A 24,111-nucleotide genomic window follows, 5' to 3' on the forward strand; every position below is an offset into this window, starting at 1 on the left:
AAAGAATGCACTGGCTATGAACCACACCTATTTGGCCAGACGACTTTCAATATCCTTCTTGAACAACGCAGGTCGGCTTAAATAATGCCCCATGGCCAACACTTCCATTTGGCCGTCGATCTCCAGCGCAAATGCCGGAAAGCCGCGCGCATTCAGAGCTTCAAGCATCTCGTTGCTGCGCTTGATGTGGTCTTGCAATGAGTCTGCCGTGATCAAATCAAAAGTTGCCATAAACGATTCGGGTTCAAACCCAAGCTCATTGGCAATGCCGGCGATTACCCCTCGGTCAGCAATGGCCTGACCTTCTTGGTAGTAGGCAATTTGCAGGCGTTTGAGCATTTCGATGCCACGTCCGGACAGCTGTTGAGCGGTCAACATCGCTGCAATCGGTGGTGAAGAGTCCAGCTGGACATTTTCATGTTCCAGTACGCCTTGAACATAGGCGTCCGCGAAGGTCTGTTTGCTGAATGCCGTAATCCGGGCTTCGTGAGGACGAACAAAATCGCGCCACTCACCCGACATCAACTTGCTTTTGTCCCCCGAGAGCATGCCCACGCCATGGGCCTGAATTTCCAGGCCAGGAATAGCGGTGGCCGCCGTGATCATCGGCGCCGCCCCATAGCACCAGCCACAGAACGGGTCGTAGACGTAATGCAATGTCGCAGTGCTCATTCAAATCTCCGGGATCTGCCGTGCCACACGGCGAAAGAGGTTCGTTACGTCGTGGATCAAACATGCGAAAACAGCAATGAGGCGATCAGCGCTCGGCCAAGCCTTCAGGCCCGAGCAATTCGCTGATGAAATCGATAAACGCATTGACGCGTTTGGAGCCACGATGATTGGGAAGATACAACGCAGAAATGGCCGAACTGGCATCGTTCGGATTGATAACAAAGGACTCGAACAATGACGTCAAATCACCGCTGCCAATATCGTCGTTGACGAGCCAGTCAGGTAACAGAGCCACCCCGCCACCCGCCAGCGCAACCTCACGTAAAACTTCCGCATTGTTGCTTTTGAAGCGCCCCTCAATCGGTACCCGAGTCTCCTCACCTTCCTTTAAGAAAGTCCACACCTGCTGCTTTGGGCCGTAACTAAAACGCAGACACTCGTGTTGCATGAGGTCCATGGGATGTTCAGGAAAACCATGTGCATTCAGGTACTCGGCACTGGCCACAACCCGGCGTCTGAAATGACCGACGGGACGACTGACGACACCATCCATGGCTGCTGCCGATCCCAATCGGATCGCCAGATCGACGCGTTCCCCCAGTAGTTCGACGATGTCATCGGAGAGCGTCATGTCCAACACAAGTTGAGGGTATCGCTTCAACAGCGAGGCAATATGCGGCGCAATCAGGCGGCGCCCCAGCGCTACAGGCACGGAAATACGAAGATGGCCCGCAGGGAGTTCCCCGCGGTCAGTGACCGAGGCATCCGCCTCGGCGACAGCATTCAGCACCTCCCGCGCTTTCAAGTAGTAGGCGGCCCCGGCATCTGATAATGAGATTTGACGCGTGGATCGATTAAGCAGGACAGCGCCTAGTTCCGCCTCAAGCCCATCGATCATCCGAGTCACAGAAGACGTCGCCAGGCCTAACTGTCGAGCGGCAGAAGAAAAGCCCTTCGAATCCACAGCCTGGACGAACATCTTCAATGCGAGCAGCTTGTCCATGACACTCCTTGACTCACCCGTTGTTCATCTTGAGCATTGCGCCAGTTCGGGTCCGACGAGAAACCACCGAGAAGACGACCAAAGCGACCAGTGACAATCCGCTTCCCACCGCAGCAATCGCCAACCAGCCGGCATGTTCATAAAGCGAACTGGCCACCGAAGAACCGATTGCACCACCGATAAAGATACTGATCATGTACAACGCATTCAGACGGCCTCTGTTAGCAATGCCCAAGGCGTAGACGGCTCGCTGACCCAACACCATGTTCATTTGCACTGCAAAATCCAGCGCTACACCGGTGACCGCTAACCCAATCACACCGTAGAAGGGATTGATGAAGGCCGGTAGGAAACTCAATATACCCAGCACCATGGCCAACTGCGACGCTCGTCGAGTATGTCCTGCATCAGCGAGTCGACCACTGATAGGTGCGGCAATTGCACCGATGGCGCCGACCAGAGAGAAAATCGCAATCTGACTTTGCGTGAGGCCGAACTCACGACTCAATATCAACGGCACAGCGGTCCAGAACAAACTGAACGCCGCAAACATCAGCCCTTGATAAAGCGCGCGCTGACGCAGCACGGGCTCGCGACAGAACAGTTGTCCCAGGGACATCAGCAATTGACCATACGACGCGCGATGGGTCGGTTGCCATTTAGGCATGGTCATGCCAATCACGATGGAGATAACGAGCATCAAGGCGGCGGCCCCGATAAACACCGCCCGCCAGCCCAAATGATCGGCAACCAGACTCGACAGCGGCCGCGCAAGCAGAATCCCTAGCAGCAAGCCACCCATAATCCCGCCAACTACCCGACCGCGAGATTCTTCCGGTGTCAGATGTGCCGCCAACGGGATAAGCATCTGCACGGAGACTGAGCTGAAACCGATGAGTGCCGACACCACTAGAAATACACTCGGCTGCTTGGACAAACCGGCGGCTACCAGGCTGAAGATCGTAATCACAATTGTCGCGATCATCAGCCGACGGTTTTCTACCAGATCCGCCAAGGGCACCAGGAAAAACAATCCGAGCGCATAACCAATCTGAGTCAGCGAAACGATGAAACTCGCGCTTCCACTCGACATGCCGATATCCGGGGCGATCAAGCTGATAATCGGTTGAGCGTAATAGATGTTGGCCACGATGGCACCGCAACAAAAAGCAAACAGAAGCACAAGCCCCTTTGTCATCGACGCTTTTTGTATCGTCGCTGCTGTATCTCTTGTAGAAACGCCCATGCCATAGACTCCTGAGGTTCGACAGCGGTGACTCTTCAGAAAAAGTCACGCGCATTGATGTTTTCCAGGTCAACAACATAGGCGGCACTGCATCTTGAGAGAATATGGTCAGGACGCAACGTCGCGTTGCGTCTTGCGCAAGAGATACCCAGGCTCGGTGAGCGCCCCCGCTTGATTCGAGGACGAGGAATTGATCGAGACGCCTCATTGTCGGCCCCTCCGCCTCATAACTTTTGACTTGCCTGACCCCGCTCATTTGATGACCACAACTCACCTATCAGCCGACTGGTGAACGACGGGCGAGGAATCGCCACGCGCCCAGTAAACTGAATCGCCGATGATCCAAAGGCCAAATACGACTTCCGATGGGATCTGGCTGCTTACACGGTGGCCGAGAAACTAACCGGCTTTCGGCTGGAACGACGTACCAATTACCTGATCAAGCGGAATGGCCAAGACAAACAGATCCAGACATGCACGCTCGAGTGCAGTGGATGTTCGTGTGATTGCGGCGCTGAATACCGTTGCTCGTATGAAGCAAGCGACTGCTCAAAATGCGGCCACACCGGCAAGAGGCGAATGACCTTTGGTTTTCCCGGCAGACCCCTTTTGGAGCGGGAAGCAGGCGTGAAAAATAGAGAAGTCACGCAAATGTCACGCACACGAAAAAGGCCAATGCTGTGAACATTGGCCTAAGTCGTTGAATTATATGGTCGGGACGGAGTGATTCGAACACTCGACCCCTAGCACCCCATCTCCTTTTTCATACTTCTTGAAAGCTTCCAGAATTTTACTCTGGATTTTTCCAAGTTAGTGTTTACTTGAGTTCCAGCGGTGTTCTGCTCTACGAGAGTCCAGGAACGTCCATCAAGAGTCGACGTTTTTGTGGGGGGGGTAAAAGTAGGGGGAACCCATTTTATGGCCAAAATCACCATCAAAGAACTCGAGTCGCTGTCACTATCGATGGGGCGAGCGGAACTAAGAGTACGTCCGCGGCGTCTTGGCCGCACAAATCCCTGATGGGCATCCGCAGGCACGCAACCAAGCCCAAGCGCTCACCTATGAGCAGATCAATCTCAACGAGCACAAGAAAACCGCCAAGGCATAGGCGCACGCCGCGGCTAGTCGAGTAGAGATGGCCAACGCAACAATCCTAGCTTCGGCGAACGGGGCTAGCATCATCGACTAGTGAGCTTCCACTTCTGGCCGATAGCTACCCACAATGAATTGCAGCTATCAGCAATGGAGCGGAGATGATCTGCGCGCTTCCTGCTGAGAAAGCTACTTATGATGATTGTAGCTATTCGTGCGCAAGCAAAATTTTCCGATCAATAGCTTTCCTCAGCCCATGGTTCTCGTGGGGCAATTATCGGATACTGCCATTGCGCCAGCATCCATCTTTTCAAGGTTGAAACGACTCATGGCAAGGAAGAAGGCAAAAAACTCCACAAGTAACGGCATCCTGATCATTTTCGCTCTGGCCTTTGGCGCAGTCGCTTCAATCCCGAAAAATGCTTGGATCGCCATTGGTGTTATTGCTTGCATTGCCGCGGTTTTTTGGCTGCTGGTTCGTCGCTCAAGGCGGCATGCTGAGCAATTGTCAGTGACCATTTCGGAGGCGGAGCATCTACGATCCGGCCTTACTTTCTCTATGCGTGAGGTTTCAGGGAGCCATATGGGTACTGAGGAAGCCTCTGATTTTTACACTGTCCAACTCGGCTCAGCATCTTCAAAGTCCTTCAAAATTCCAAATGCGAGCACGCAAAAACCTGATGTTCGCTGGGTGCCAGCAGGTGAATCTGTCACCGTTTCCGGTTTTTCAATTCCCGGTGGCATGTTCTATATGGGCAGCGTGCTAGGTGGGCGGCACGATGCCGAAGAACCCTCACTGATAAACCCCAAGCTCCGTATCGCAAAGACACACGTCGATCTAGAAGAACGGCTGATGTCCTATTGGCCCAGTTTCCACTCCATCACGTCAGAGGCTCGCCGTGGATATCTTCAATGGCTGGAGGGTGGTCGTCGATATCCACTGGCAGACACCGGCTACGTCTTTTTGTATTTCTATGGTCTAGAACGTCGAGCACTCGTTGACGCAGTTAGTGACCCGGGCGTCAAGGCTGAGCTTCCTTTGATCGTAGAAGAAGTCCAGCGCCTATTGAGTATCTATGGGGAAAATAGGTCATTCAGGGGATATGCGGAAGGTTTTCTGGATTACCTGAGCAACACCAAGATCGATCCAGACCTTTACCTTGGCCCACCTCCCAACGTTGTCGCGTATAGCTACGAGATGCCACTGCCACTGCGCGTAGGTCTGGGGCAATTCGCTTCCAACAAGCGCCCCCTTGATGCCGATTGGGCATTAGCCTGGACGCTAGCTGACCCCAACATCAGCAAACGTACGCCCGTGACCCGCTGTAAGGATGTCTTTTCGAGACTGTTCAAGCTTAAGTACACAAGCGCCCATCCTAAGGGTCTTGTCCTGGCGCAGAACAAGACCAAACTTAAAACCAGCTATCGGCCGGCCTCCGCGGTCTTAATGGCCCCCACGCTTAGCTTGGGTGACCTTCCTGATGTCCTGGCCACGTCAGGTACACGAAAAAGCCTGCAGTTGCTGGTTGAGCTATGTACTACCGAGCTTGAACCTTACAGCCGATATTTGGGCCGCAACCCTGATAGCGCAGAAGCTCTCGAAGGTCTTCTACAGCTTCCCGTCGCTCTCTGGCCTACGGCAGCTCGTACAGAATTGGACGAGCTTCAACTCAGAATTGGCGACGACCTGATTGTCATGAGCTTTGGCGAACTCGCAGGCCGGTTCAAGAGCACCGGCGCCCTGTCCCGCGACAAAGTACTTGCACTTGCCCGCGCACTGGAATCGCTTCACATCGGTATTGAACCCGACGTACTGGCTGGCAGTAAGACACCGAAGACAGAGGATCAAATCGCGCTGTTCGTGACTCAACCAGAAGATGGGTCACTGCGAGCTTCTGCAGCTTACAATGCTGCTTCGGTGACGCTCGACCTTGCTAGTGCTGTGGCTTCTGCCGATGGTGATACCTCCACTGAGGAAGTTACGCTGCTTGCTCAACACATCGACTCCTGGAATCACCTGAGTGTGGCCCATCGCAAACGCCTTAAAGCACACCTGCGAATCCAGATCCAGCAACCACCAACGCTGGCCAGCCTGAAGAAAAAACTCGACCCACTAACGGTCGAAGCCAAACGCACGATTGCCAGCTTCCTCGCCCATCTGGCGCAAGCTGATGGCATCGTCAGCCCATTGGAAGTGAAACTTCTTGAGCGCGTTTACAAGGCCCTGCAGCTAGACAGTCAGTTGCTGTACAGCGATCTCCACGGTGCTGCATCTGGAGCAAGTATTGCCTCCGTAAAACCAAAAGCCGGCATTCCCCGTTCCGAGCCTGGTACCCCGGTCACCGCCACTGCGAATCAAGGGTTCGTGCTTGATCACGAGCGCATTGCAGAACTGCAACGAGAAACCGCAGAGGTCTCCGCCCTCCTTGCCAAAGTCTTCACTGATGACCAGGTTGACGAACCGGAACAGTTGGTCGATGCGGCAGAATCAGTACAAGAATCGAGTGCAGACATTGATGGTCTCGATTTAGAACACTCTGCATTCCTTCGGTTGCTGATCTCACGCCCTGAGTGGAGCCGCTCCGAACTTGAAGCTGCCGCCAGCGACATGGAGCTGATGCTCGATGGTGCCCTGGAACAAATTAACGACATGGCTTTTGAACGTTTCGACATGCCCGTCACTGAGGGTGATGACCCTGTCGAGATCAATACAGACATTCTGGAAGAGTTAGCCCTATGAGCACTATCAGAGCCAAGGATCGCGATGCGGTCATCCAGTCGCTACGCGCAGGCGTCGTTCCTCGCGTGGGCCAACACCTGATTCAGGTTGGCCGGGTAGGCGAACTAGATGCACTGATCAAGGACGTCAATCGCCTGGTTGAAAGTGGATCGGCATTTCGAGTCGTCATTGGCGAGTACGGTGCAGGCAAGACGTTTTTTCTGAACCTGGTACGAGCCATTGCCATGGAGCGCAAGCTTGTCACCATGCATGCCGACTTAAACCCAGATCGCAGATTACATGCCACGGGTGGACAAGCACGTTCGCTTTACTCCGAGTTGGCTAAAAATATGTCGACGCGTACGAAGCCCGACGGTGGGGCTATGCAAGGCATTGTTGAGAAATTCATCTCTCAGGCCAAAACCGAAGCCAAGGCGGCGGGTACGGACAGCGAGACTGTTATTCGTGCTCACTTGGCCGAGCTGACCGAGATGGTCAACGGGTATGATTTTGCGGAGGTGATTGCCGCCTATTGCCGAGGTTTCGAAGAAGGCAACGAGCAGCTCAAGGCCGACGCCATCCGTTGGTTGCGTGGAGAGTTCACCACTAAGACGGATGCCCGAGCAGCCTTGGGTGTACGAACCATCATTGATGATGCCTCCGTCTACGATCAGCTCAAGCTCCTGTCGAGATTCGTCAGGCTTGCAGGTTTTGGCGGTCTGATGATCTGCCTCGACGAACTGGTCAACCTCTACAAACTGGCCAATACCCAAGCTCGTAATGCCAATTACGAACAGATCCTCCGTATCCTCAACGACTCTCTGCAGGGGTCGTCCGAAGGGCTTGGTTTCGTTTTAGGTGGCACGCCTGAGTTTTTGATGGACACTCGTCGGGGGCTATTCAGCTACCCTGCCCTGCAATCTCGATTGGCCGAGAACTCGTTTGCGAAATCAGGATTGGTGGATCTGTCGGGGCCGGTCATTCGTCTGACCAGCCTGACCCCGGAAGACTTCTACGTACTGCTTCAGAAACTTCGTCACGTATACGCTGGCGGAGATACTGAAAAGTACTTACTGCCTGACGAGGCGCTCCCACTGTTTATGGCGCACTGTAATCAGCGCTTGGGGGAAGCCTACTTCCGTACCCCGCGCACCACGATCACAGCGTTCATCAACCTGCTAGCCATCTTGGAGCAAAATCCAGGCGCCGATTGGCGGACGCTGCTTGGAGCTGTCGAGGTCGCCAGGGACTCAGGCGGCGAAGACGATACCAAAGTCGATGCGGACGATGAACTTGCCACCTTCACACTCTGAGTCATCGGGTTTCGATCAACTTGAGTCCCGAATCCAGCGATGGATTTGGGCGGAAGGCTGGACTTCTTTGCGCGACGCCCAAGAATGGGCGGTACCTGTGCTGGTGGATGCCGATCAGGATGTCATCATCGCCGCAGCAACAGCGGCAGGCAAAACCGAGGCTGCTTTTCTTCCCATCCTCACCAATCTGCTGAATCATGATGACCCACCCGGTTCGGTGCTGTATATCAGCCCGCTCAAGGCCCTGATCAACGACCAGTGGGACAGGTTAAGCCGTCTTTGTGAGCAGCTTGAGATTCCCGTAGTGGCTTGGCACGGGGACATCTCCTCAAGCAAAAAACATCGTTTTTTGAAGTCCCCTGAGGGGGTGCTTTTGATCACTCCTGAATCCCTTGAAGCCCTGTTCGTCAACCGCGGTTCTAGTCTTGGCGGGGTGTTCCAGCACCTGCGCTATATCGTCGTGGATGAGCTGCATGCGTTCATCGGTAGCGAACGAGGCAAGCAACTTCAGTCACTGATGCATCGGGTAGAACTTGTTGCCAGGCACCGTCTCCCTAGAGTCGGGCTCTCAGCCACCCTCGGCGACATGAAGATGGCGTCGGAGTTTTTGCGTCCGGGAAATGCCGATGGCGTTACCGTCATTGAATCAAAAAGCTCCAACCAGACTCTCCAGGTGCAAGTTCGTGGTTACATTCAGCCACCCATGAGCGAGCTCAAGAAGAAGCCCATTAAGCTTTCTGAGCAAGAGGGAAATGAAGACGAGACAGAGAACGAGGCAAGCCCAGACTTCGCGATCGCTGATCATCTTTACAAGGTGTTACGCGGTAGTAATAACCTAATTTTCCCAAACAGTCGGTCGCAGGTTGAATGGTACGCAGATCAACTGCGTCGGCGCTGCGAGAGAGACGGCGTGCCTAACGAATTCTGGCCTCATCACGGTAGCCTTTCGAAGGACTTACGTGAGCAAGCAGAGCATGCTCTCAAGGCAGGGACTCATGCAGCATCCGCGATTTGCACCACGACGCTTGAGCTCGGCATAGACATCGGCAGCATCAAAACAGTCGTGCAGATTGGTGCCCCACCATCGGTGGCGAGTCTGCGACAACGTCTAGGGCGATCGGGAAGGCGCCCAGGAGAAAAAGCAACGCTGCGCGTTTACTGCAAGGAATCGCCACTCAAAGATGGATCGAGCCTCTCGGATCAACTGCGCCAAGGCTTGGTCCAAACCATTGCCATGGTTCGACTGCTGGCCAAGGGGTGGTTTGAACCTCCCAGGGCTCAAGGCATCCACGCGTCCACCCTCGTTCAACAGTGTCTTTCTGTGATTGCCCAGTGCGGCGGTGCATCTGCTGCAGATCTCTGGAAAAGTTTGGTTGCTGAGGGAGCATTTCCAAAAGTTGAGAAACCAGACTTTGTGAAGTTGCTCAAGGCGCTCGGCGAGCACGAGCTCATTGTTCAGGACAGCTCAGGGTTGCTGCTTCCTGGGACGGTTGGAGAGCGATTGATCAACCACTATGAGTTCTACAGCGCATTCACCAGCGACGAAGAATTTCGCCTTGTATGCGATGGTAGGGCACTGGGATCTGTGCCGGTAAGCCGTCCACTGACCAAGGATCAGCGCATTATTTTCGGAGGCCGGAGGTGGCAGGTTCGTGATGTTGATCTCCAGGCCAAAGTCATCATCGTTTCAGCAGCACGCGGTGGTGCCCCTCCTCAGTTCGATGGTCTGGGTGCGATGGTGCATGACAACGTACGCCAAGAAATGCGAGCCGTCTTGGCAGACACAATCCCCTGCCCCTTTATTGATCAAGGGGCTCAAGAGCTTCTCGACGAGGCTCGAAAGACATTTGTTTCGCTGGGCCTTGGTAAGCGCTACATAGTTGAGTCGGGCGGTAAGTGTTATCTGATGAGCTGGCTAGGTGATCATGCCAACGATGCACTGCGCTTGTTACTCAATCATGTCGGCCTTTCTTGTGATAACGCAGGCCTTACCATTGAGATTGACGCCGACATCGGTCGAACCCAAATGGCACTGAAGGAAGTCGGAAGCCTGGATGCTGCTGATCTAGACTCGATACTTTCGGAGGTGGAAAACATGCTGCGCGAAAAGTGGGATTGGGCACTGCCGCAATCCTTGCTGATGAAGTCGTTTGCTTCCATATCGCTCGATATCTCGACCGCAATTCTTTTTGCACAGAGTCATTCTCTGGAAAAATAAGTGGAAGAAACCGCACTGCATTGCGCCGACGCGACTACGCGCGAACACGCTGACGTCCCGCCACTGGGCTGGTGATGAGTGATCATTACCAGCCTAGCCTTGCGTAATTCTGAGCCTGTTAACACGGTTCAGAAACCACATGTCGACGACAAGACCTAACGTCGAACTTCAACCTTGTAGAACAAATTTTCTATCATCAGGCGGCGCCGATCGGACATCACTGCCCCTTGAATTTGACTCGCCAGTCGCACATAGAATTTACACTCTCGTTGATTGGCTAAATCAGAGATGGGGCGTGCCGCCTGAAGAAAGTCCTCATACGTGCGAGTGGTGTTTGCCATCAGAGCGGAGAAATTCGGGAGCGCTTCAGCATCTGCCTGTCGTGTTGGCGGCCAGGCCGGTTCAAAGTTCAGTGAGTCCTCCTTCAAGTACACCGTGAGGAACATTTCTGCTTTGCCGGCTTCGTTCGCCCAGCAAGGCGGCAGATCGCCTCCCTTGCCCTTGTTCAGCTTGTTTTGTAGAAACTGAACCTGCCCTTTCAGGTCACTGTTGGTTTTCTGCAACGTCGTCGGATTTACACCTTGTTTCTCGGCTTGGGCATAAGCTTCAGCGTTCTTCACAATGTCTGAAATTTGCTCCGAAGTCGGAACGCCTTCTTGCCCTAACGCGGTCTTCAACAATTGCTCAGTTGCCTTGAGAGCACCTATGCGTTTGATGATGTCCGTGGGCTGAGCGTCCTTTTCCTGGTCGGGATCGACCACCAGCTTTTTGAGCTGGTCATAGGACATCATTGTTTCAAGGATAAGGCGCTTGGCATCTTCACCCTTGTTTTTGCTACCAGCCTCCTGCAAAGCCTTATCGATAGCGGCTAGCGCAGTAAGCTGTTCATCTTTCTGAGTCAGTAGCACCTTGAGACGACCAGCTTCTTCTTTTGCCTTAGAGGCATCGACGAGCTTCGAAATGATCTCGTCCGGATTTTTCACCTTAAGAGAAACCATTCGCGCCTTGAGCTCATCACTCGCAAGCTTGATAGCCTGTTCACGCTCATCGATATTTTGATAGGCGGCAATTTTGTTCGCCATCTCCGTATTCTTATGCGTGAGCTGCCAAACTTTGTACCCCATCAGCAAAAGCAGAATGAAACACAAAATGATCCAGATTTCGGTAAGCGACAGCTGAAACACCTGATCATTTTTAGAACTCATCAGGCAGTTCTCACATCCGACGCAGGCACATGGTCGAGGGCCAGCGTCGCGTTGGCAATTGACTCGAGTGATGATCCGAAAGCTTCTTCGCTGGCCGCTGATAAACGTGTTTCAGGATTGCTGATGAGATCAATCTTGCCCATCAGCTCATCCAGCAATCCGGCATTCGCCGCCTCGATGCCGCGGTTGCTCGATTCAACGCTGGCAGCCAGCGCCTTATGCACATCACTGCTGGCCACGACGGCCTCTACCAACGGCAGCAGCGCCGAGCGTAAATTTTCTGCGAGGGCCTCGTTACTTTTAACGGCGCAATCGCTGACGGCATTCAGTGCGCCGGATACTTCCTGGGTCAAACGCTCCACCGTGGTGTCGTCTTTGGCTACGGTGCGCAGTTCTTCAAGCTTCTCGACAATTTTCGTGAATACCTGTTGGTTAGCTTTCATGTCCTCCATGAAATCTTCTCGCTGATCCTCCAACGAGTCCAGGTAGTCCTTTTGAATACGCTCCACTCGATCCATGACGTCACTGCCCTGTGACTTCATCGATTCTGCCAAGCGTTCCTGGCTTTCTACGATCGAACCTACCGCAGCGACAGCCTGGCCTATCGTTTCAGTTTTGGTGTTCAAACTGCGAATCGCGGTGCCTACCATCCGAGCGGCAGCCTTGACGTCCAACGCCAATGTCGAAACCCCTTCGTTCAGGGTGTCAGTGGTTCCGGATAGCGTATCAATAGCGGGGTTAAGTTTTTGAGCGAACAGGTTATCCGGGAACAGAGTCTGATCGAGCCGTTCCTGTGCTTTTTTACCGAAGTCGAGTGCATGCGATTCCATGCGATCGAGTGTCTGCGAGCTCTTCTCAGAAAGCCCGTTGATGGTGGTCAGTAGATCCGTACTGGCGTCATTGGCTTGTTTAAGGATGCGTTCGAAAGCTTCGTTGCTTTGACGGGTAGCGCTGGCGAAAAACGCATCCATAGCATTGGTGCTGTGCTGAGAGATCGTGGTGATTTGCTCATGAACGCTCTGCACTGCTTCCTTGGAAGCAGCCATAACTTGATCCCGGAACACTTCAAGCTGCTGGCTGGCGGCGTCAAAAGCCATGGTCAGGTTTTCAGCCGACTGAACAGCACGCTCCTCAACGCTCCTGACCGCGTCGTTTGTATCAACTTTGAAGCCTGTATGTAGCACCCTGGCCAGCATACCTATGGCTGTGCTCACCATAGCGGCGCCAAACCGAACAGCCATTCCATTGAGATTTTCACCAATGGAATTAATGTCGAGAAGACAGATGATGATGCTGCCAACGGTGAACAAGAACCCGAGGTAGTACACCGAGTCCGCAAATTTCGCGAGGGTAAGCTGGACGTTCCATTTCTCCCGTACGCGGTAACCGACAAACCAATAGCAACACATCACGAGCAGTGGAAGCACAAAGCCGAGCCAGAAGGGCTCATTGAGTAGGAGACTGGTTACGGCCAAAGTAGCCTTGAGTATCACCGCCGCAATGAAATAGGTCTGAACCCGGCGTACATGCTTGTTGAAGTCCAATTACAGCCCCTCCATTGCAGTAATTCCCTCAACTGAAGCCCCGTTGGCCTCGAAATATTGAGCCCAGAAATTGCCCAGCTCGTTGGTTTGTGGCGTTTTCTCTTCGTTTGCCAGCAAATTGATGGTCACGGTGGCTCCGTTTAAGCCTGGTGCTTGGGCATTGCGACCATAAGGAGACTTGGCAAACTCCGCATAATTGTGTCGTTTACTTTTGTACATCGAGAAATCAGGCATGTTGGCCAACATGTCCGAGTAAATGACGAGCTTACGATCGCCCTTCACATTCGCATGATCGAACCCGTTGATGCCTACCAGTTGGAGCATCTGAAAAATAGGTGACAGCTTGCTGTGTTCGTCGAGAGGGATATGGCGCACAACGGCATCGAGTGGTTTCGCAAATTTTTCATTGAAATCCCTATCGACAAACTTCTTTGTCGCCGTGAGTTGACTGCGATCGCCCCACTGACCAGGGTTGCAGCGTTCGAAGATAGGCTTTTCGTTTTGCTCAAATTTTTCCCCGAGCAAAAACACCGAAAGCAGGTGCCCTTCAGGCACCTCGTTCACCACCATTGTCTTGAGCCGCTGGGACAAAGCAGCCTTTTGGGTGAACGGGAACGGCGAGGTGTTATCAATTAACACGACATATTGGCCTTTAGGGCCGTTACTGGGGCAAAGAGTCTCCTTGTCCAAGGTTTTGTGGTTCATTTTGTAATAACCAATCCCGCCGAGCACCAAGGCGACTGCAACGCCAAGCACGCCGCCCCAAACCCATTTCCCAGTGTTACTTTCACGCTTGGCATAAACCGACATCACAAATCCCCTTATACCAAGTCCTGGAGCGGCTGAAGCTGGTTGTATTGCTGATTGAACGAGGACTGGACCCTCGCCCGGATTGGCTCAACTTCAGTGACCAATTCGCGCAAAAGCTGCTCTTGTGCATCCAGTCGCAACTCATCCTTTTGAACACTAAAATCCGGCATATCCAAGGGGCCAAATGTCACTGGATGGTCGAAATAATCAGGCGGTGGAGCATCCGTAGGGCGCGCCATCATATTTTCGTTCTGGTAGTAACGGGTCAGGCTCTGTAGCGTCTCATCGGCCATGACCAGTGTTTCGGATACCTGTTTTTTCACTATCGACTTCTGGTTCATATTGAACTTGAAAGCTTTGATCGCCTTCTCAGCTGCCTGCACACCGCTATCAATTTTCAACAACACTTCGGCCTTCTCGACTTCCAGCCTATCTCGCAAGCCTTCGATCAGTTCGATATAGCGGCGGTGAGCCTCAGCATATTGACTCCATACCCCTGCGTACCCCGGATAGCGATCCGTGAAGTTGTAGCCCTTCCAAACGCCGACACAGCCAAACACAATCGTCCCGAAGAACAGAATCAATGATTCGAAATCCTGAATGGGGAATATGCCCGCACGAAGGCTTTGCCAGACCAGGGGGAAGGCGTTATGACTTGCGTCTTCATCCACGGTCAGCACATAACGGAAATAGGAGATCAACACTCCCAATCCGATCATGATGACTACTGCCGAAGCGAAAGAGATCCAGCCCCAGAGCCGGCGTGCCCCTCTGACGTGGTTCTTGTTTCTGAAACCAAGCCCTGCGAAAAAGCAGATGACCACGTTGAAAGACGACAACATAAAAGCCATCGTGAATCCGCTGAGTAGTCCCCCTTCTAGGCCTGAACCGAAGAAGGTCGCGTTGAGCCCACCCTCCACGACGCAACAGGCAAACACGATCATGATCTGCAGAAACTTGCTGGCACTGCTTAAGCTTTTAGCAGGGACGCTCGGCAGTCGATTATCCCTGCGAAAATCGCTCAAGAGCTGAAATTTGGTTTTCGCGTCGCTGGCAAAATCCTTCATGCGACCATCCTCCCGCGTGAGGTAATGGTCGGACGTACGAACAAACTCATTTCCTAACTCGATGGCGCGGTTCATATCCAGCGTAATGTCGATCGAGTCCAGGCGATTCTGAATCTGCTTGATACGCTGCTCGCCGTATTTCACCGTTTGCTCTCGCATCCGGCCAAGCTCCGCTCGAACAGCGTGCTCGGCAGCAGTCAATTGTGTGTCTCCGCTCCTCGGGATGCCCTTCGCGCCGTGTTCTCTAGCGATTTTTTGAAGATCGAGCTTTTTCTTGAGCTTCTCAGGATCGATTTTCGGGATGAGCGGTTCGCTATGCTCTGTTTCCTGGCTCGAAAAAAGGGAAGCAATAAAAGCAAAGAATCTTTTGAAAAAATGCATTGAAGACATCCATGCGCTTTGTTGATCAACGACTTATGACATTCATATGCGCAAGCGTGCTACGCAGCATAAATTGCCGTTTTTATCGTTCTGGAGAGTGAGTTCAAGAGGAATCGTCGTCCGTAACGTGCAGCCGTATCAAATAGCCATCAAGGTGGCGAAATGATGACTGCACCAATGCTCCATAGCAAGCAGGAACGAGTAGTTTGCGGACTAACGGACGGGCTAATAGGCGGCTGCTAGTCAAAGCAAGAATTTTTACTCGGCTGGAGGCCCAACTAGGTTGGATCATCCGCGCAGTGCTAGAAGAGTCCGAACTATTCGCCAAGCAGCCTCAACTTGTAGGCCGCTGCCACGCCTTTGAAGCTAGATTGTTCATGCTGGACTATGACCTACGCAGTCTAGTCCCCCGAGGCTATACGATCCCAGTGCCGCCCAAGCTTAACTACCGGGTATGCAGGATGACCCGAGCGACCTGAGATAAACAAGCTAATGGTTGACCTGTATGTAGTTCTCAATCAGCACGAAAATAGCCTTAAACACTCAAAAACGTTAGGACCTGAAGAGAAAGACCAAACAGCATTGGTAAAGAGACCACGCGTGAGCGCCAAAGCCTGCGCCCGCCCACGCGGAAGCCGTGAGGATTCCACCCAGAGCCGGTGGTTTTGTGGGGGTAAAAACGGCCAAAAATAAAAAGGGGTCGCGAGATAAAATCTCGCAACCCCTTGAATTATATGGTCGGGACGGAGTGATTCGAACACTCGACCCCTAGCACCCCATGCAAGCGGACACCTCTACAGCCCGCTAAATACAAGGCTTCGCGCTTGGCGCTCGCTGCAACGATGCCCAACAGTGCGCAACCGTATTTTACAAAGTCACTCGTAAAGTCACTGAGCCTTTTCTGCCCCCTTCCCCGGCGTTCTGCCGAACGAACACAATCCCCTACTTTTTAATTTCTCTCACATACGCCTGGCACGCACGCAGCGCGATTATGGCGTTATCCCCGTCACCGGTGATGGCGAGAATTCGTTGAGCATGCGCTTGGTCAAGTTGGGCTCGCGCGGCTCCATGAACCACGCCGACGGCGCCGGGGGCGGCAGGCACGTTGCAGCCACTGGCTGAATCCGCGGCGTCGAGAAGGACTGACAGCCGCAGATCAGAAGTGGCAAGGCGATCGCGCAGAACAGCCTGGTTGCGTTGGGCATCGGATAATTCCTTGGTGTGTTGTTGGTCCCGACTAGCGAGCTGCTGCTCCAGGGCCAGGTGCTTGTCCTGCTCGGCGCGTGCTTGGGCGGCGGCGGCATTGGTAATCGCCGCCAGGTCATCCTTGTGCAGGCCGGCCTGCTCGGCGAGCTTCTTGCCCATCCGCCAGTCCTGCACCTGCCAGGTGCCGGCCGCGCTGACGGTCATCGCCAGCAGGATCGCGGCCAGGATCTGCCCGGGTGTCACGACATCACCCCGCCCGCCAGCCGATACTGCTTCAGCAGATCCTCCAGGCGGTGTTCGCGCTGCCCGTATCCGGCGCCGGGCAGACTGGCCCAGATGTTCCGGCACTTTGCGATAGCCGTCTCAATCCGACCGGCAAGCACGTCCGGCAGCGCTCGGCACTCACGAACGTGTTGCAGCGCAAGAAGGTCTTGGCTGATCGGGCTGAAGTCCGGCAGCTTGAGCAGCGCCTTGTAGTGCGGCCAGTCCTTTAGCATCTGCTGATAGCGGCCGGAAGCATTGGACGTCAGCCCCTTGCTGTTGATGACCTTCGACGCGCGACCCTTGGCGAACGGGTGATCTGTGAAGTCTTTGAAGACCTCAGGCTTAAGATCGGCGCCGGTGACGATCACGTCGTAACCATCCATGGCAGTGGCCGGAGATGTGCTGGTTCCCTCGCTCCAGGCGAGCATGTCGAGGAACGCCAACGCGTTACGGCCGCCGGCGCGTGATTCGGAAAGTCGTGCCATTGCTTTTCTCCAGGCAAAAATAAACCCGCTCATGGCGGGTGGCGGTGTTCGATCAATAGTTACGTCGGGGCAATCGGCCAGTCGACGGCCTGTGGATATCCTGTTTGCCCGGGAACACGAGTGAGCGCCACGTAGTATTTCTTCCAAGTATTGAGCGCCGCTGCATCCTCTTCAGTTGCCTCATCAACATCAACCGAAAATTGCAGAGGCCTGATGGCGTCGTCTGCCTCCTTGCGCAGCCTGGTCAGTTGTTCCTGAGCTGCAACCGTAGGGTCAATCGGAGGCTCTGGTACTGGCGGCGCTTCCGCGACGCACAGGTGCAAGGTGATGCTGTGCGCCAGGTCCGCCGGCTCCCCCCCTATAGCGATCGTCACAGCCAACGTACCATCGACGAACTGAATATCCACGGTCTTGCCGGAGTCGGCCTGGTTCAGTACGTATCCCCAACCCTCTGGCGGCGGCGCCATGCCGAGGCTGCCGTATACCAGGTAAACGCCCGGGCTGGGATGGGCCGTGGTCAGCGTATCAACGCCAAAGGTGGTGATGTCGATGATTTCGCCAGTAGAGCCAAGAATGTTTATTGCTGCTCGAGTCGTCATTAGATTGCCTTCAGCGTGCCGTCAGCGGCGCGGGTGGTGTTGCCGGTGTGATAGATCTGGTTGAAGTTGCCACCGCCTGACCGGAAACCGATTAGGTTAGTCGTGATGCGTGCGATATAGATCTGCGCGCATACCTCTCCCCCATAACCGCAAGAGAAAATGCTGCCGTTCAGCGCTCCGTAGTTACCGTAGAACTGCGTGGTGCTGTCCCATCGCCAGAAGCCGCTCTGATTGATGTTTACCGAGGGTGCAAGCGGTACAGCATCCGTACCAATGCCCCAGTCTTGGACTCTGAGCGCACGCCCAGGAGTAGTGTCGAGGAGACTTGTGGTAAGCGTTGCGGCGGACGCCGTTCCCAGGTCAAGGGCTGCCTTCGCCGCAGCCTTGGTAGTTGCGCCAGTCCCCCCCTTCGTGAAGGGAACTATGTCCTCAGTCGAAACACTACCCAGGCCAGCAAGCGTTGCCCCCCACTGCTGAATCATGGCCCTTGCCTGGTCAGCCAGGTCCTTCGTATACCCCTGCACTGGCGTAAGCGCGTACACCCCAGCAGCATTGGTTACGCCACGATAGTTTGGCGCGATCGACATTGCCGAGTCGCTGGCGATGTTTGTGACCTCATACCACCCGCCATCTGGGCCGAGAAAGGCATCCCCTACCCGACTGTTGGCCACGAAGGCTGTGCCGGTTCCGATAACAGCATTGGAGTTCAATGTTACTGAAACTGTGCCGGTTCTGTACCAAGGCATATTTTTCTCCGGGAAATAAAAAACCGCACAAAGCGGTTGCAGGATTCAAACTATTATTGTGACGTTTATGAAACGGGCTTTGCAAAAACTACCGGAATATACATTGCAGATGGAAGATCCACTCCTACCGCCTGGATCACAAGACGATTATTTGTGTAATCAAAAATTGCATACATGTTACCTTGCCTGGATACTACCCCTGCCATATCCATGGCTATATTATTCAGCAGCATATAGTCACCAGTGTCTAATGGCGACGGTGCGGTCCAGCTGAGTCGCCACACTCCCTGACTTGTCTGAGTTGATCCTAAATACGTCCAAGCACTAATAGTTCTTGTGAATTGCGCGCACGGAGTATCATTATCAAATATTAGTTTTGAAGATGAATCCCACAGGCGGAGCCCGTAGCTTGCGGTTGGCTCCGACTTAAACATAGCTGCAAACCAGTTGCCAGATGTGGGAATCCCTGACAAGGCTGTAAATGAAAAGCCAGTCCAGTTTCCTGACGATCCAACTACTAGGCAGAAGTAAACATAATTATTCCCTGGGTTTGGCCTAACAAATACTAGCGGCGGCTCCGCTGTTGTCATGAAGCTTTTGAAAGGAACGTATACGTCTGGTCCTCCTGCGCTCCACTGTCCCTTATCAACTACGACAAGCCTGGAAAACTCCGAATCAAGCGTAACTACGTTGCTGTTGTTTGTGAATGTCAATCCATAAGTCATTAACGATACCTCATAACCATAAGTCTTTGAGGCGTTATTCCTGTAGGCCCAGTATTAGCTGCGGGACTCCCAAAATACACCCTAACAAAGCCACTATATACTACAGGCGTGAACATTATTGCGGATATGAACTGCGCCCCATGATCGTATGCGGAAATAGGGATGCAAACAGCGGAATAGTTAGATGGATTTATCTCGGATATAGATACATCGAAGTACCTTGCTCCGGTTGGAGATATCACTGCAGAGTATATAACCCTTACAGTGAAAGAGCTCTCATCAAGCTGGAGGGCTCCATCAGCCCCCCAAATCCTAATTCCGTGACTCACTCGGTAAGATCTCCAATTTGAACACGCTTGACGTTGTTCACGTCCCAAAAACGCATAGACCGATTAGTCATCATAGATCGCCCTTGTCCAGGGACAATCCCGTTTATTTCGAACGTACCGTCAAAGAACAACTTCCACCCGGAAGTACCAGCAACATAGTTATTCGACTGAATGTAATTGCCGATTTTAGCGTTGGTAATACTGCCGTCTTGGAGGAACACCGAATTCATGAACACCTGACCGCCCTGCACCACAAATGGCGTAGTGATGGTCCCGCCAGCCAACGTGTTAACAACAGCGAACCGATCAGCGCTCACCAGGAACTGGCTTTGCAGAAGGCCTTCGGCGTTCTGCTCGATACCGAGCCCAATACCGGCTGCTACATACTGGCCGTTCTGGTTCACCTGCATCTTCACCGCCCACATGGTGGACAACTTGCCGTCGGTGTCCGCTTGGGCCTTGGCCGTGATCTGGATCGAAGCCTTGTTCTTCCATTCGCTGAGAGCACTCGCAAGGTCACCCTCGTCCGTACCATCGCGCCCGCCGCCGGCTATGGCTTCGATCGTGGTGGACTGCGAGGCGATCGCCTTGTTCGTGTCGACCAGCGACTGGCTGACGGTTTGCACTGCCGCCGAGTTGTCTTCGACTTCGCCTTTCAATTGGTCAATGCGCTCTGCCGTTGCCTGCTTGTCGGTGGCCACCACCTGCTCGAGTGTGGTCAGTGCTGCCTTGTTCTGGCCGACTGCCGCATCCAACGATGTGGTGCGCTCGACCATGGCCAGGTTGTCGGAGGCTTGGACCTTTACCTGCTGGGCGAATTTCGCGGCGGCATCCCAGTTTTGCAGGGCTCCCGCAAGGTCGCCCTCTCCATCATCCTCGCGCCAGCTTGCCTGGAGCGATTGCAGGGCCGAAGCCTGAGCCGTGACCTTACCGTCCACGGTTTCGATTGACGCCTTGTTCTGCTGGATCTGGAGCGCCATGGCCTGGGTTGTTTCGGCAATGGTGCCCATGTTGAACCAGAACTCTGCGGCGGGCGGCGGGGTATCCACCGGAACCGCTTTGATCGCCTGGTACAGGTACTGGCCCTGTCGAACGATCTGGCCAGAGGTGTAGGTCTTCGTGGGGACGTAGATCAGGGCATCCGTTACCTGGTCGATCAAGTCCTCCAGTTCCTGCTTGGCCTGCTCCAGCCGGTCATTGACCGAGCCAGGGCCGGAGCCAGAGATCAGGTCGATCTGGTCCATGATCTCCTTCGCAAGCTCGGTATCGCCAATCTGGCCGGCGATCAGGTCAAGGATCGGACCAGCCTGCGAGCTGGCCTGCCCAATCACGCCATTCACAACCGGGTAGAGCGGCCCGATGTTGCCGGTACGGTCCACCAGGCGAGCCCAGAAGAAGAACGAGGCCCCCGCCAGCAGCGACTGCATGCGGTAGTCGGCCTGTGGGTACGCCAGGTCGGCCAGCTTGGTAGCCACCGACAAATCATTGGCCGGGCCATACCACAGCTCGGTGCGCTGGGTGTCTTCGGCGCCGGCCGGGAAGCCCCACTTGATGCCGATGCCGAACAGTTCGCTGGTGGTGGTCAGGAACGCCACCGCCGGCGGCAGGCCGACCTTCCCTTCCAGGTTGGTCAGGTTGGAGCTCTTCCAGATCGAGGAGATCTCGAAGGCGCTCACCGACCGAACCCGGGCCACGTAGGCGCCGGAGTAAATGCCAGTGACGTCGACGCTGGTCGAACCGGTACGCTGCACCTTGATCCAGTTGCCGCTGTCCTTGCGCCACTCCACGTCATAGGCGACCGCGCCAGCAACAGCGGGCCACGAGATGTTCATAGTGCTGATGGCGATGCCCTGGTTCACGGCGTAGCTCGACGTCAGCGTGACGCTCGCCGGCGCCGGAACGACGGTGATCGGTACAACGCTGATTGGGCGTTCTTCCAGACGCGCGCCGGTGTCGATGTGCGCGAATTTGCTTGGGTCGTACTGCACGGCCGAGATCTCGAACACGCCAGGTTCCGGCCGGGCGACGCTCACCACTCGGTACAGCGGGATTGCAAGGTCGTCGGCATCGAGCGCCCATACCAGCTCGGGTTCAGGCGCAACGGAGTAGGTCACGGTAACGGTGACCTGCCGGCCGCTGACCAGTTGCACGGTGCGCCCCTCGCACTTGCCGTCGGGCAGGTTGAGGATCAATCGGTCACCGGGCTTGGCCTGGGTATCACGGTCCAGTGTGATGACCTTGCCGTTCACCGCCGAGATACGCCCGCCCACCGGTCGACCGGCCAGGAGTTCGTCGGCGATCGGGACCACGTAGCCAGGCAGCGGGATACGCCCGTCAAGGCCGACCTTGAAGGAAACGGCCCGGTCCTTGGAGTTGGTGAGCAGCGCCCACTTGCCGCGGCGCTGCGCCTCCGACTCGCGGGTGCAGCCGATGGCACTGATCTCCAGCGGGTTGTCGCCGTAGCGGCGCTGCAACTTGGCATCCGTAACGGCAGTGACGTCGGTGTCGTAGTTGTTCGCCGGGTTGTCGTAGCTGATCAGCGCGCGGCTGTACCGGGTGCGCTCCGACGCACTCGAGTAGGTGAACTTGCCGTCGATCACATTCGCCCGGGTGTAGGCGAAGTCGAAGTCAGTGGCGCGCGGCATATCCGACAGGGTGAAGACCTGGCCCTGGGCCCAGTAGGTCATGCCCCGGTAGATCGCCGATATGTCGCGCAGCAGCGACCAGGCGTCAGCCTTGCTCTGCAGGTTCAGGTTGCAGATGAAGCGCGGCTCCTGGCCGCCCTTCCCGTCCGGCACCAGTTGGTCGCAGTACTGCGAGATGCGGTAGAGCTCCCACTTGTCCACCATCCACGGTTTGATGCGCCGGCCCAGGCCGAAGCGGTCGGCCGTGGTGATGTCGTAGGTCATCCAAACAGCGTTGTCAGTCCAGGCCTGTTTGAAGGTGCCGTCCCAGATCCCGGTGTAAGAACGTGCCACGGGGTCGTAGTTGCTCGGCACCTGCATCTTCTTCAGCTTGGTCTCGACCGTCACCGCCGGGATGCTGCGGAACTGTTCGGCCGAAAACTCGATGTAGAGCAGTGCGGTGTTCGGATAGCGGATCTTGGCGTCGATCACCTCAGTGAAGCCCGCGATCTGCATCGTGTCGGAGATTTTGTTGTTGTTCTGGTTGATGGTCAGACGGGTGATACGCATCAGCCAGCCGGTGGTAGCCCTGGGCAAATCGATACGGCGGGTGCGCTCGTAAAGGCTGGTGGTCTTGCCGTCGACCGCTTCGCTAAGCACCTGCTGGTAGGCGCCGCCGTCGGTGGCCAGCTCAACCTTGTACTCGATCCGGTAACCGTTGATATTGCCGCTGGCATCCACAGACTGGAGCGCCGGCCAGGCAAAACGCACGCGCACGGCCGAAAGCTGGATATTAGTGATCGCTCGAACCCACGGTGTGCCGCTGCGCAGTTCGGTACTGATGGTGGTTTCGTTCTCGATCGAGGGGATGCCCTGGATATAGGTCTGATCCACCGCCCCGGTGCGCCACTCCCACTTCACGTTCGGGAAGTTCATGTTGCCCTGGGGGTCTTGCAGTGGGGTGTTGTCGAGGTAAATATCGCGCGCGGTGGGCGTGCCTTCGAACTCACCCTCACCGATGGCAATCAGCATCTTGGCGATGGCAACAGAGCGCAGGCTATCCGGGGCTTCCGTTGGCGTTTTCGGCTTCTCTTCGCCGCCCTTGGCGCCGTGAATATCAATCTTGCGTGCTGCGCCCATGCTTTTCTCCAGGCAATAAAAAACCGCCTCATGGACGGTTGCAGTGCTTCAGGTGTTGGCTACATCTGGTCTTCGGCATAAATGGCGGCACTGATGATCGCCCCACCCACCCGCCGCTTGCCGTAGCAGAGCGGTACCGGGTTACCGGATGCAGTGGTGTTCTTGGCGCTGCCGAAAGCGTAACCGGGGGTGTTCTCTGGTGCGGCGCTGGTCTTGAGGCCGCCGGCCTGGGGGCTGAGCATTTGGATCACGCCGCCCAGCACCATCGAGCCGCCCATCATGATCAGCGCAGAACCGAATGGCGCCCCTGCCCCAAATGTGCCGCCAGTGATGACGAGGCCGACAACGATCAGCACTGCGCCGACAATGGTTTGCAGTGCGCCGCCGCGCTTACTGCCGGTTATCACCGGAGCAATGCGAATATCACCTTCGCCCGTGAATCCAAGTTCCTTCTCCGCCAGGTTTGTCTTGCCGCGAAATACGGCGAACTCAACCCCACGGGACTTGGCGTTGGACAAGAAGCGCTCGAACCCTGGAATTTGCACGCACAGAGCCTTAACTGCTTCTGCCGGCGTCCTTACGGCCATCCGAAAGGACCTCCCAAACTGACGAAGCTGTCCGTAGAGCAGGATCGTGGTCATGGGCTGATAATTGATGGCAAGTGCCGCCATGTGCTTTTCTCCAGGCAATAAAAAGGCCCGCCGAAGCGAGCCTTGAACAATT

Annotated in this window: 16 protein-coding genes, 1 tRNA gene and 2 pseudogenes; 4 read left to right on the forward strand and 15 right to left on the reverse strand. The window is 54.9% G+C overall.

Annotated elements, in window-relative coordinates; all coding sequences use genetic code 11:
• Positions 1 to 27 precede the first annotated feature (27 nt).
• The 3 genes from PverR02_RS20980 to PverR02_RS20990 all read right to left on the reverse strand — a co-directional run bounded on the left by PverR02_RS20980 (position 28) and on the right by PverR02_RS20990 (position 2,921).
• Positions 28 to 672 carry a DsbA family protein gene (locus PverR02_RS20980; protein ID WP_046382730.1) on the reverse strand — a complete coding sequence of 215 codons (645 nt, stop codon included), beginning with the start codon at positions 670 to 672 and terminating at the stop codon, positions 28 to 30.
• A gap of 85 nt (positions 673 to 757) precedes the next feature.
• Positions 758 to 1,675 carry a LysR family transcriptional regulator gene (locus PverR02_RS20985; protein WP_017847603.1) on the reverse strand — a complete coding sequence of 306 codons (918 nt, stop codon included), beginning with the start codon at positions 1,673 to 1,675 and terminating at the stop codon, positions 758 to 760.
• Positions 1,676 to 1,688: 13 nt separating this feature from the next.
• The gene (locus PverR02_RS20990) at positions 1,689 to 2,921 is read right to left on the reverse strand and encodes an MFS transporter (protein ID WP_057005734.1); all 1,233 of its coding nucleotides are present in this window, start codon (positions 2,919 to 2,921) and stop codon (positions 1,689 to 1,691) included.
• Positions 2,922 to 3,839: 918 nt separating this feature from the next.
• On the opposite strand from PverR02_RS20990, the pseudogene PverR02_RS33170 reads away from it, so the two are divergent.
• The 4 genes and pseudogenes from PverR02_RS33170 to PverR02_RS21005 all read left to right on the forward strand — a co-directional run.
• A pseudogene (locus PverR02_RS33170) lies at positions 3,840 to 4,026 on the forward strand (site-specific integrase); the annotation flags it as partial.
• 315 nt (positions 4,027 to 4,341) lie between these two features.
• The gene (locus tag PverR02_RS20995; RefSeq protein WP_079444326.1) at positions 4,342 to 6,753 is read left to right on the forward strand and encodes a tellurite resistance TerB family protein; all 2,412 of its coding nucleotides are present in this window, start codon (positions 4,342 to 4,344) and stop codon (positions 6,751 to 6,753) included.
• The gene (locus PverR02_RS21000) at positions 6,750 to 8,045 is read left to right on the forward strand and encodes an ATP-binding protein (RefSeq protein ID WP_079444327.1); all 1,296 of its coding nucleotides are present in this window, start codon (positions 6,750 to 6,752) and stop codon (positions 8,043 to 8,045) included. The genes PverR02_RS20995 and PverR02_RS21000 overlap by 4 nt, the downstream gene beginning before the upstream one ends.
• Positions 8,020 to 10,263 carry a DEAD/DEAH box helicase gene (locus PverR02_RS21005; protein ID WP_079444328.1) on the forward strand — a complete coding sequence of 748 codons (2,244 nt, stop codon included), beginning with the start codon at positions 8,020 to 8,022 and terminating at the stop codon, positions 10,261 to 10,263. Before PverR02_RS21000 ends, PverR02_RS21005 begins: the two co-directional genes overlap by 26 nt.
• Positions 10,264 to 10,418: 155 nt before the next feature.
• Here the strand turns inward: PverR02_RS21005 and PverR02_RS21010 are convergent, their stop codons facing one another.
• The 12 genes and pseudogenes from PverR02_RS21010 to PverR02_RS21065 all read right to left on the reverse strand — a co-directional run bounded on the left by PverR02_RS21010 (position 10,419) and on the right by PverR02_RS21065 (position 24,059).
• Positions 10,419 to 11,468, reverse strand: a complete 1,050-nt coding sequence (locus tag PverR02_RS21010) for a hypothetical protein (RefSeq protein WP_078803462.1) — start codon at positions 11,466 to 11,468, stop codon at positions 10,419 to 10,421.
• Positions 11,468 to 13,012 (reverse strand): coiled-coil domain-containing protein, encoded by a 1,545-nt coding sequence (locus PverR02_RS21015; protein ID WP_079444329.1) that lies wholly within the window; start codon positions 13,010 to 13,012, stop codon positions 11,468 to 11,470. Before PverR02_RS21015 ends, PverR02_RS21010 begins: the two co-directional genes overlap by 1 nt.
• Entirely contained in the window at positions 13,013 to 13,822 is an 810-nt protein-coding gene (locus tag PverR02_RS21020; protein ID WP_078803464.1) for a hypothetical protein, read from the reverse strand.
• Positions 13,823 to 13,833: 11 nt separating this feature from the next.
• A complete protein-coding gene (locus tag PverR02_RS21025; RefSeq protein WP_079444330.1) occupies positions 13,834 to 15,270 on the reverse strand; it encodes a hypothetical protein in 1,437 nt (478 codons plus the stop codon).
• A 735-nt stretch (positions 15,271 to 16,005) separates the two neighbouring features.
• A tRNA-Pro gene (locus PverR02_RS32005) sits at positions 16,006 to 16,074 on the reverse strand.
• 138 nt (positions 16,075 to 16,212) lie between these two features.
• Complete coding sequence (locus PverR02_RS21030; RefSeq protein WP_079444331.1) at positions 16,213 to 16,719, reverse strand: lysis system i-spanin subunit Rz; 507 nt, start codon at positions 16,717 to 16,719, stop codon at positions 16,213 to 16,215.
• On the reverse strand, positions 16,716 to 17,225 hold the full coding sequence (locus PverR02_RS21035) for a glycoside hydrolase family 24 protein (protein ID WP_079444332.1): 510 nt from the start codon (positions 17,223 to 17,225) through the stop codon (positions 16,716 to 16,718). Before PverR02_RS21035 ends, PverR02_RS21030 begins: the two co-directional genes overlap by 4 nt.
• Before the next feature lie 59 nt (positions 17,226 to 17,284).
• Complete coding sequence (locus PverR02_RS21040; protein WP_079444333.1) at positions 17,285 to 17,824, reverse strand: tail fiber assembly protein; 540 nt, start codon at positions 17,822 to 17,824, stop codon at positions 17,285 to 17,287.
• Positions 17,825 to 18,260: 436 nt separating this feature from the next.
• Positions 18,261 to 18,570 (reverse strand): annotated as a pseudogene (locus tag PverR02_RS21045) (hypothetical protein); the annotation flags it as partial.
• Between the two features lie 65 nt (positions 18,571 to 18,635).
• Positions 18,636 to 19,295: a hypothetical protein gene (locus tag PverR02_RS21050; RefSeq protein ID WP_079444334.1), complete on the reverse strand. Its 660-nt coding sequence runs from the start codon at positions 19,293 to 19,295 to the stop codon at positions 18,636 to 18,638.
• 325 nt (positions 19,296 to 19,620) lie between these two features.
• Positions 19,621 to 23,388 (reverse strand): phage tail protein, encoded by a 3,768-nt coding sequence (locus PverR02_RS21060; protein ID WP_079444336.1) that lies wholly within the window; start codon positions 23,386 to 23,388, stop codon positions 19,621 to 19,623.
• A 59-nt stretch (positions 23,389 to 23,447) separates the two neighbouring features.
• On the reverse strand, positions 23,448 to 24,059 hold the full coding sequence (locus PverR02_RS21065) for a tail assembly protein (protein ID WP_079444337.1): 612 nt from the start codon (positions 24,057 to 24,059) through the stop codon (positions 23,448 to 23,450).
• Positions 24,060 to 24,111 lie beyond the last annotated feature (52 nt).

It is taken from the genome of Pseudomonas veronii, assembly GCF_002028325.1.
Classification (GTDB): domain Bacteria; phylum Pseudomonadota; class Gammaproteobacteria; order Pseudomonadales; family Pseudomonadaceae; genus Aquipseudomonas; species Aquipseudomonas veronii.

Bases quoted from the DNA above. Each gene is read 5' to 3' on its own strand.
- PverR02_RS21010 (WP_078803462.1), bottom strand. From the start codon at position 11,468: ATGAGTTCTAAAAATGATCAGGTGTTTCAGCTGTCGCTTACCGAAATC.
- PverR02_RS21040 (WP_079444333.1), bottom strand. From the start codon at position 17,824: ATGACGACTCGAGCAGCAATAAACATTCTTGGCTCTACTGGCGAAATC.
- PverR02_RS21060 (WP_079444336.1), bottom strand. From the start codon at position 23,388: ATGGGCGCAGCACGCAAGATTGATATTCACGGCGCCAAGGGCGGCGAA.
- PverR02_RS20985 (WP_017847603.1), bottom strand. From the start codon at position 1,675: ATGGACAAGCTGCTCGCATTGAAGATGTTCGTCCAGGCTGTGGATTCG.
- PverR02_RS21065 (WP_079444337.1), bottom strand. From the start codon at position 24,059: ATGGCGGCACTTGCCATCAATTATCAGCCCATGACCACGATCCTGCTC.
- PverR02_RS21050 (WP_079444334.1), bottom strand. From the start codon at position 19,295: ATGACTTATGGATTGACATTCACAAACAACAGCAACGTAGTTACGCTT.
- PverR02_RS21005 (WP_079444328.1), top strand. From the start codon at position 8,020: ATGAACTTGCCACCTTCACACTCTGAGTCATCGGGTTTCGATCAACTT.
- PverR02_RS21020 (WP_078803464.1), bottom strand. From the start codon at position 13,822: ATGTCGGTTTATGCCAAGCGTGAAAGTAACACTGGGAAATGGGTTTGG.
- PverR02_RS21035 (WP_079444332.1), bottom strand. From the start codon at position 17,225: ATGGCACGACTTTCCGAATCACGCGCCGGCGGCCGTAACGCGTTGGCG.
- PverR02_RS21025 (WP_079444330.1), bottom strand. From the start codon at position 15,270: ATGCATTTTTTCAAAAGATTCTTTGCTTTTATTGCTTCCCTTTTTTCG.
- PverR02_RS20995 (WP_079444326.1), top strand. From the start codon at position 4,342: ATGGCAAGGAAGAAGGCAAAAAACTCCACAAGTAACGGCATCCTGATC.
- PverR02_RS20990 (WP_057005734.1), bottom strand. From the start codon at position 2,921: ATGGGCGTTTCTACAAGAGATACAGCAGCGACGATACAAAAAGCGTCG.
- PverR02_RS21000 (WP_079444327.1), top strand. From the start codon at position 6,750: ATGAGCACTATCAGAGCCAAGGATCGCGATGCGGTCATCCAGTCGCTA.
- PverR02_RS20980 (WP_046382730.1), bottom strand. From the start codon at position 672: ATGAGCACTGCGACATTGCATTACGTCTACGACCCGTTCTGTGGCTGG.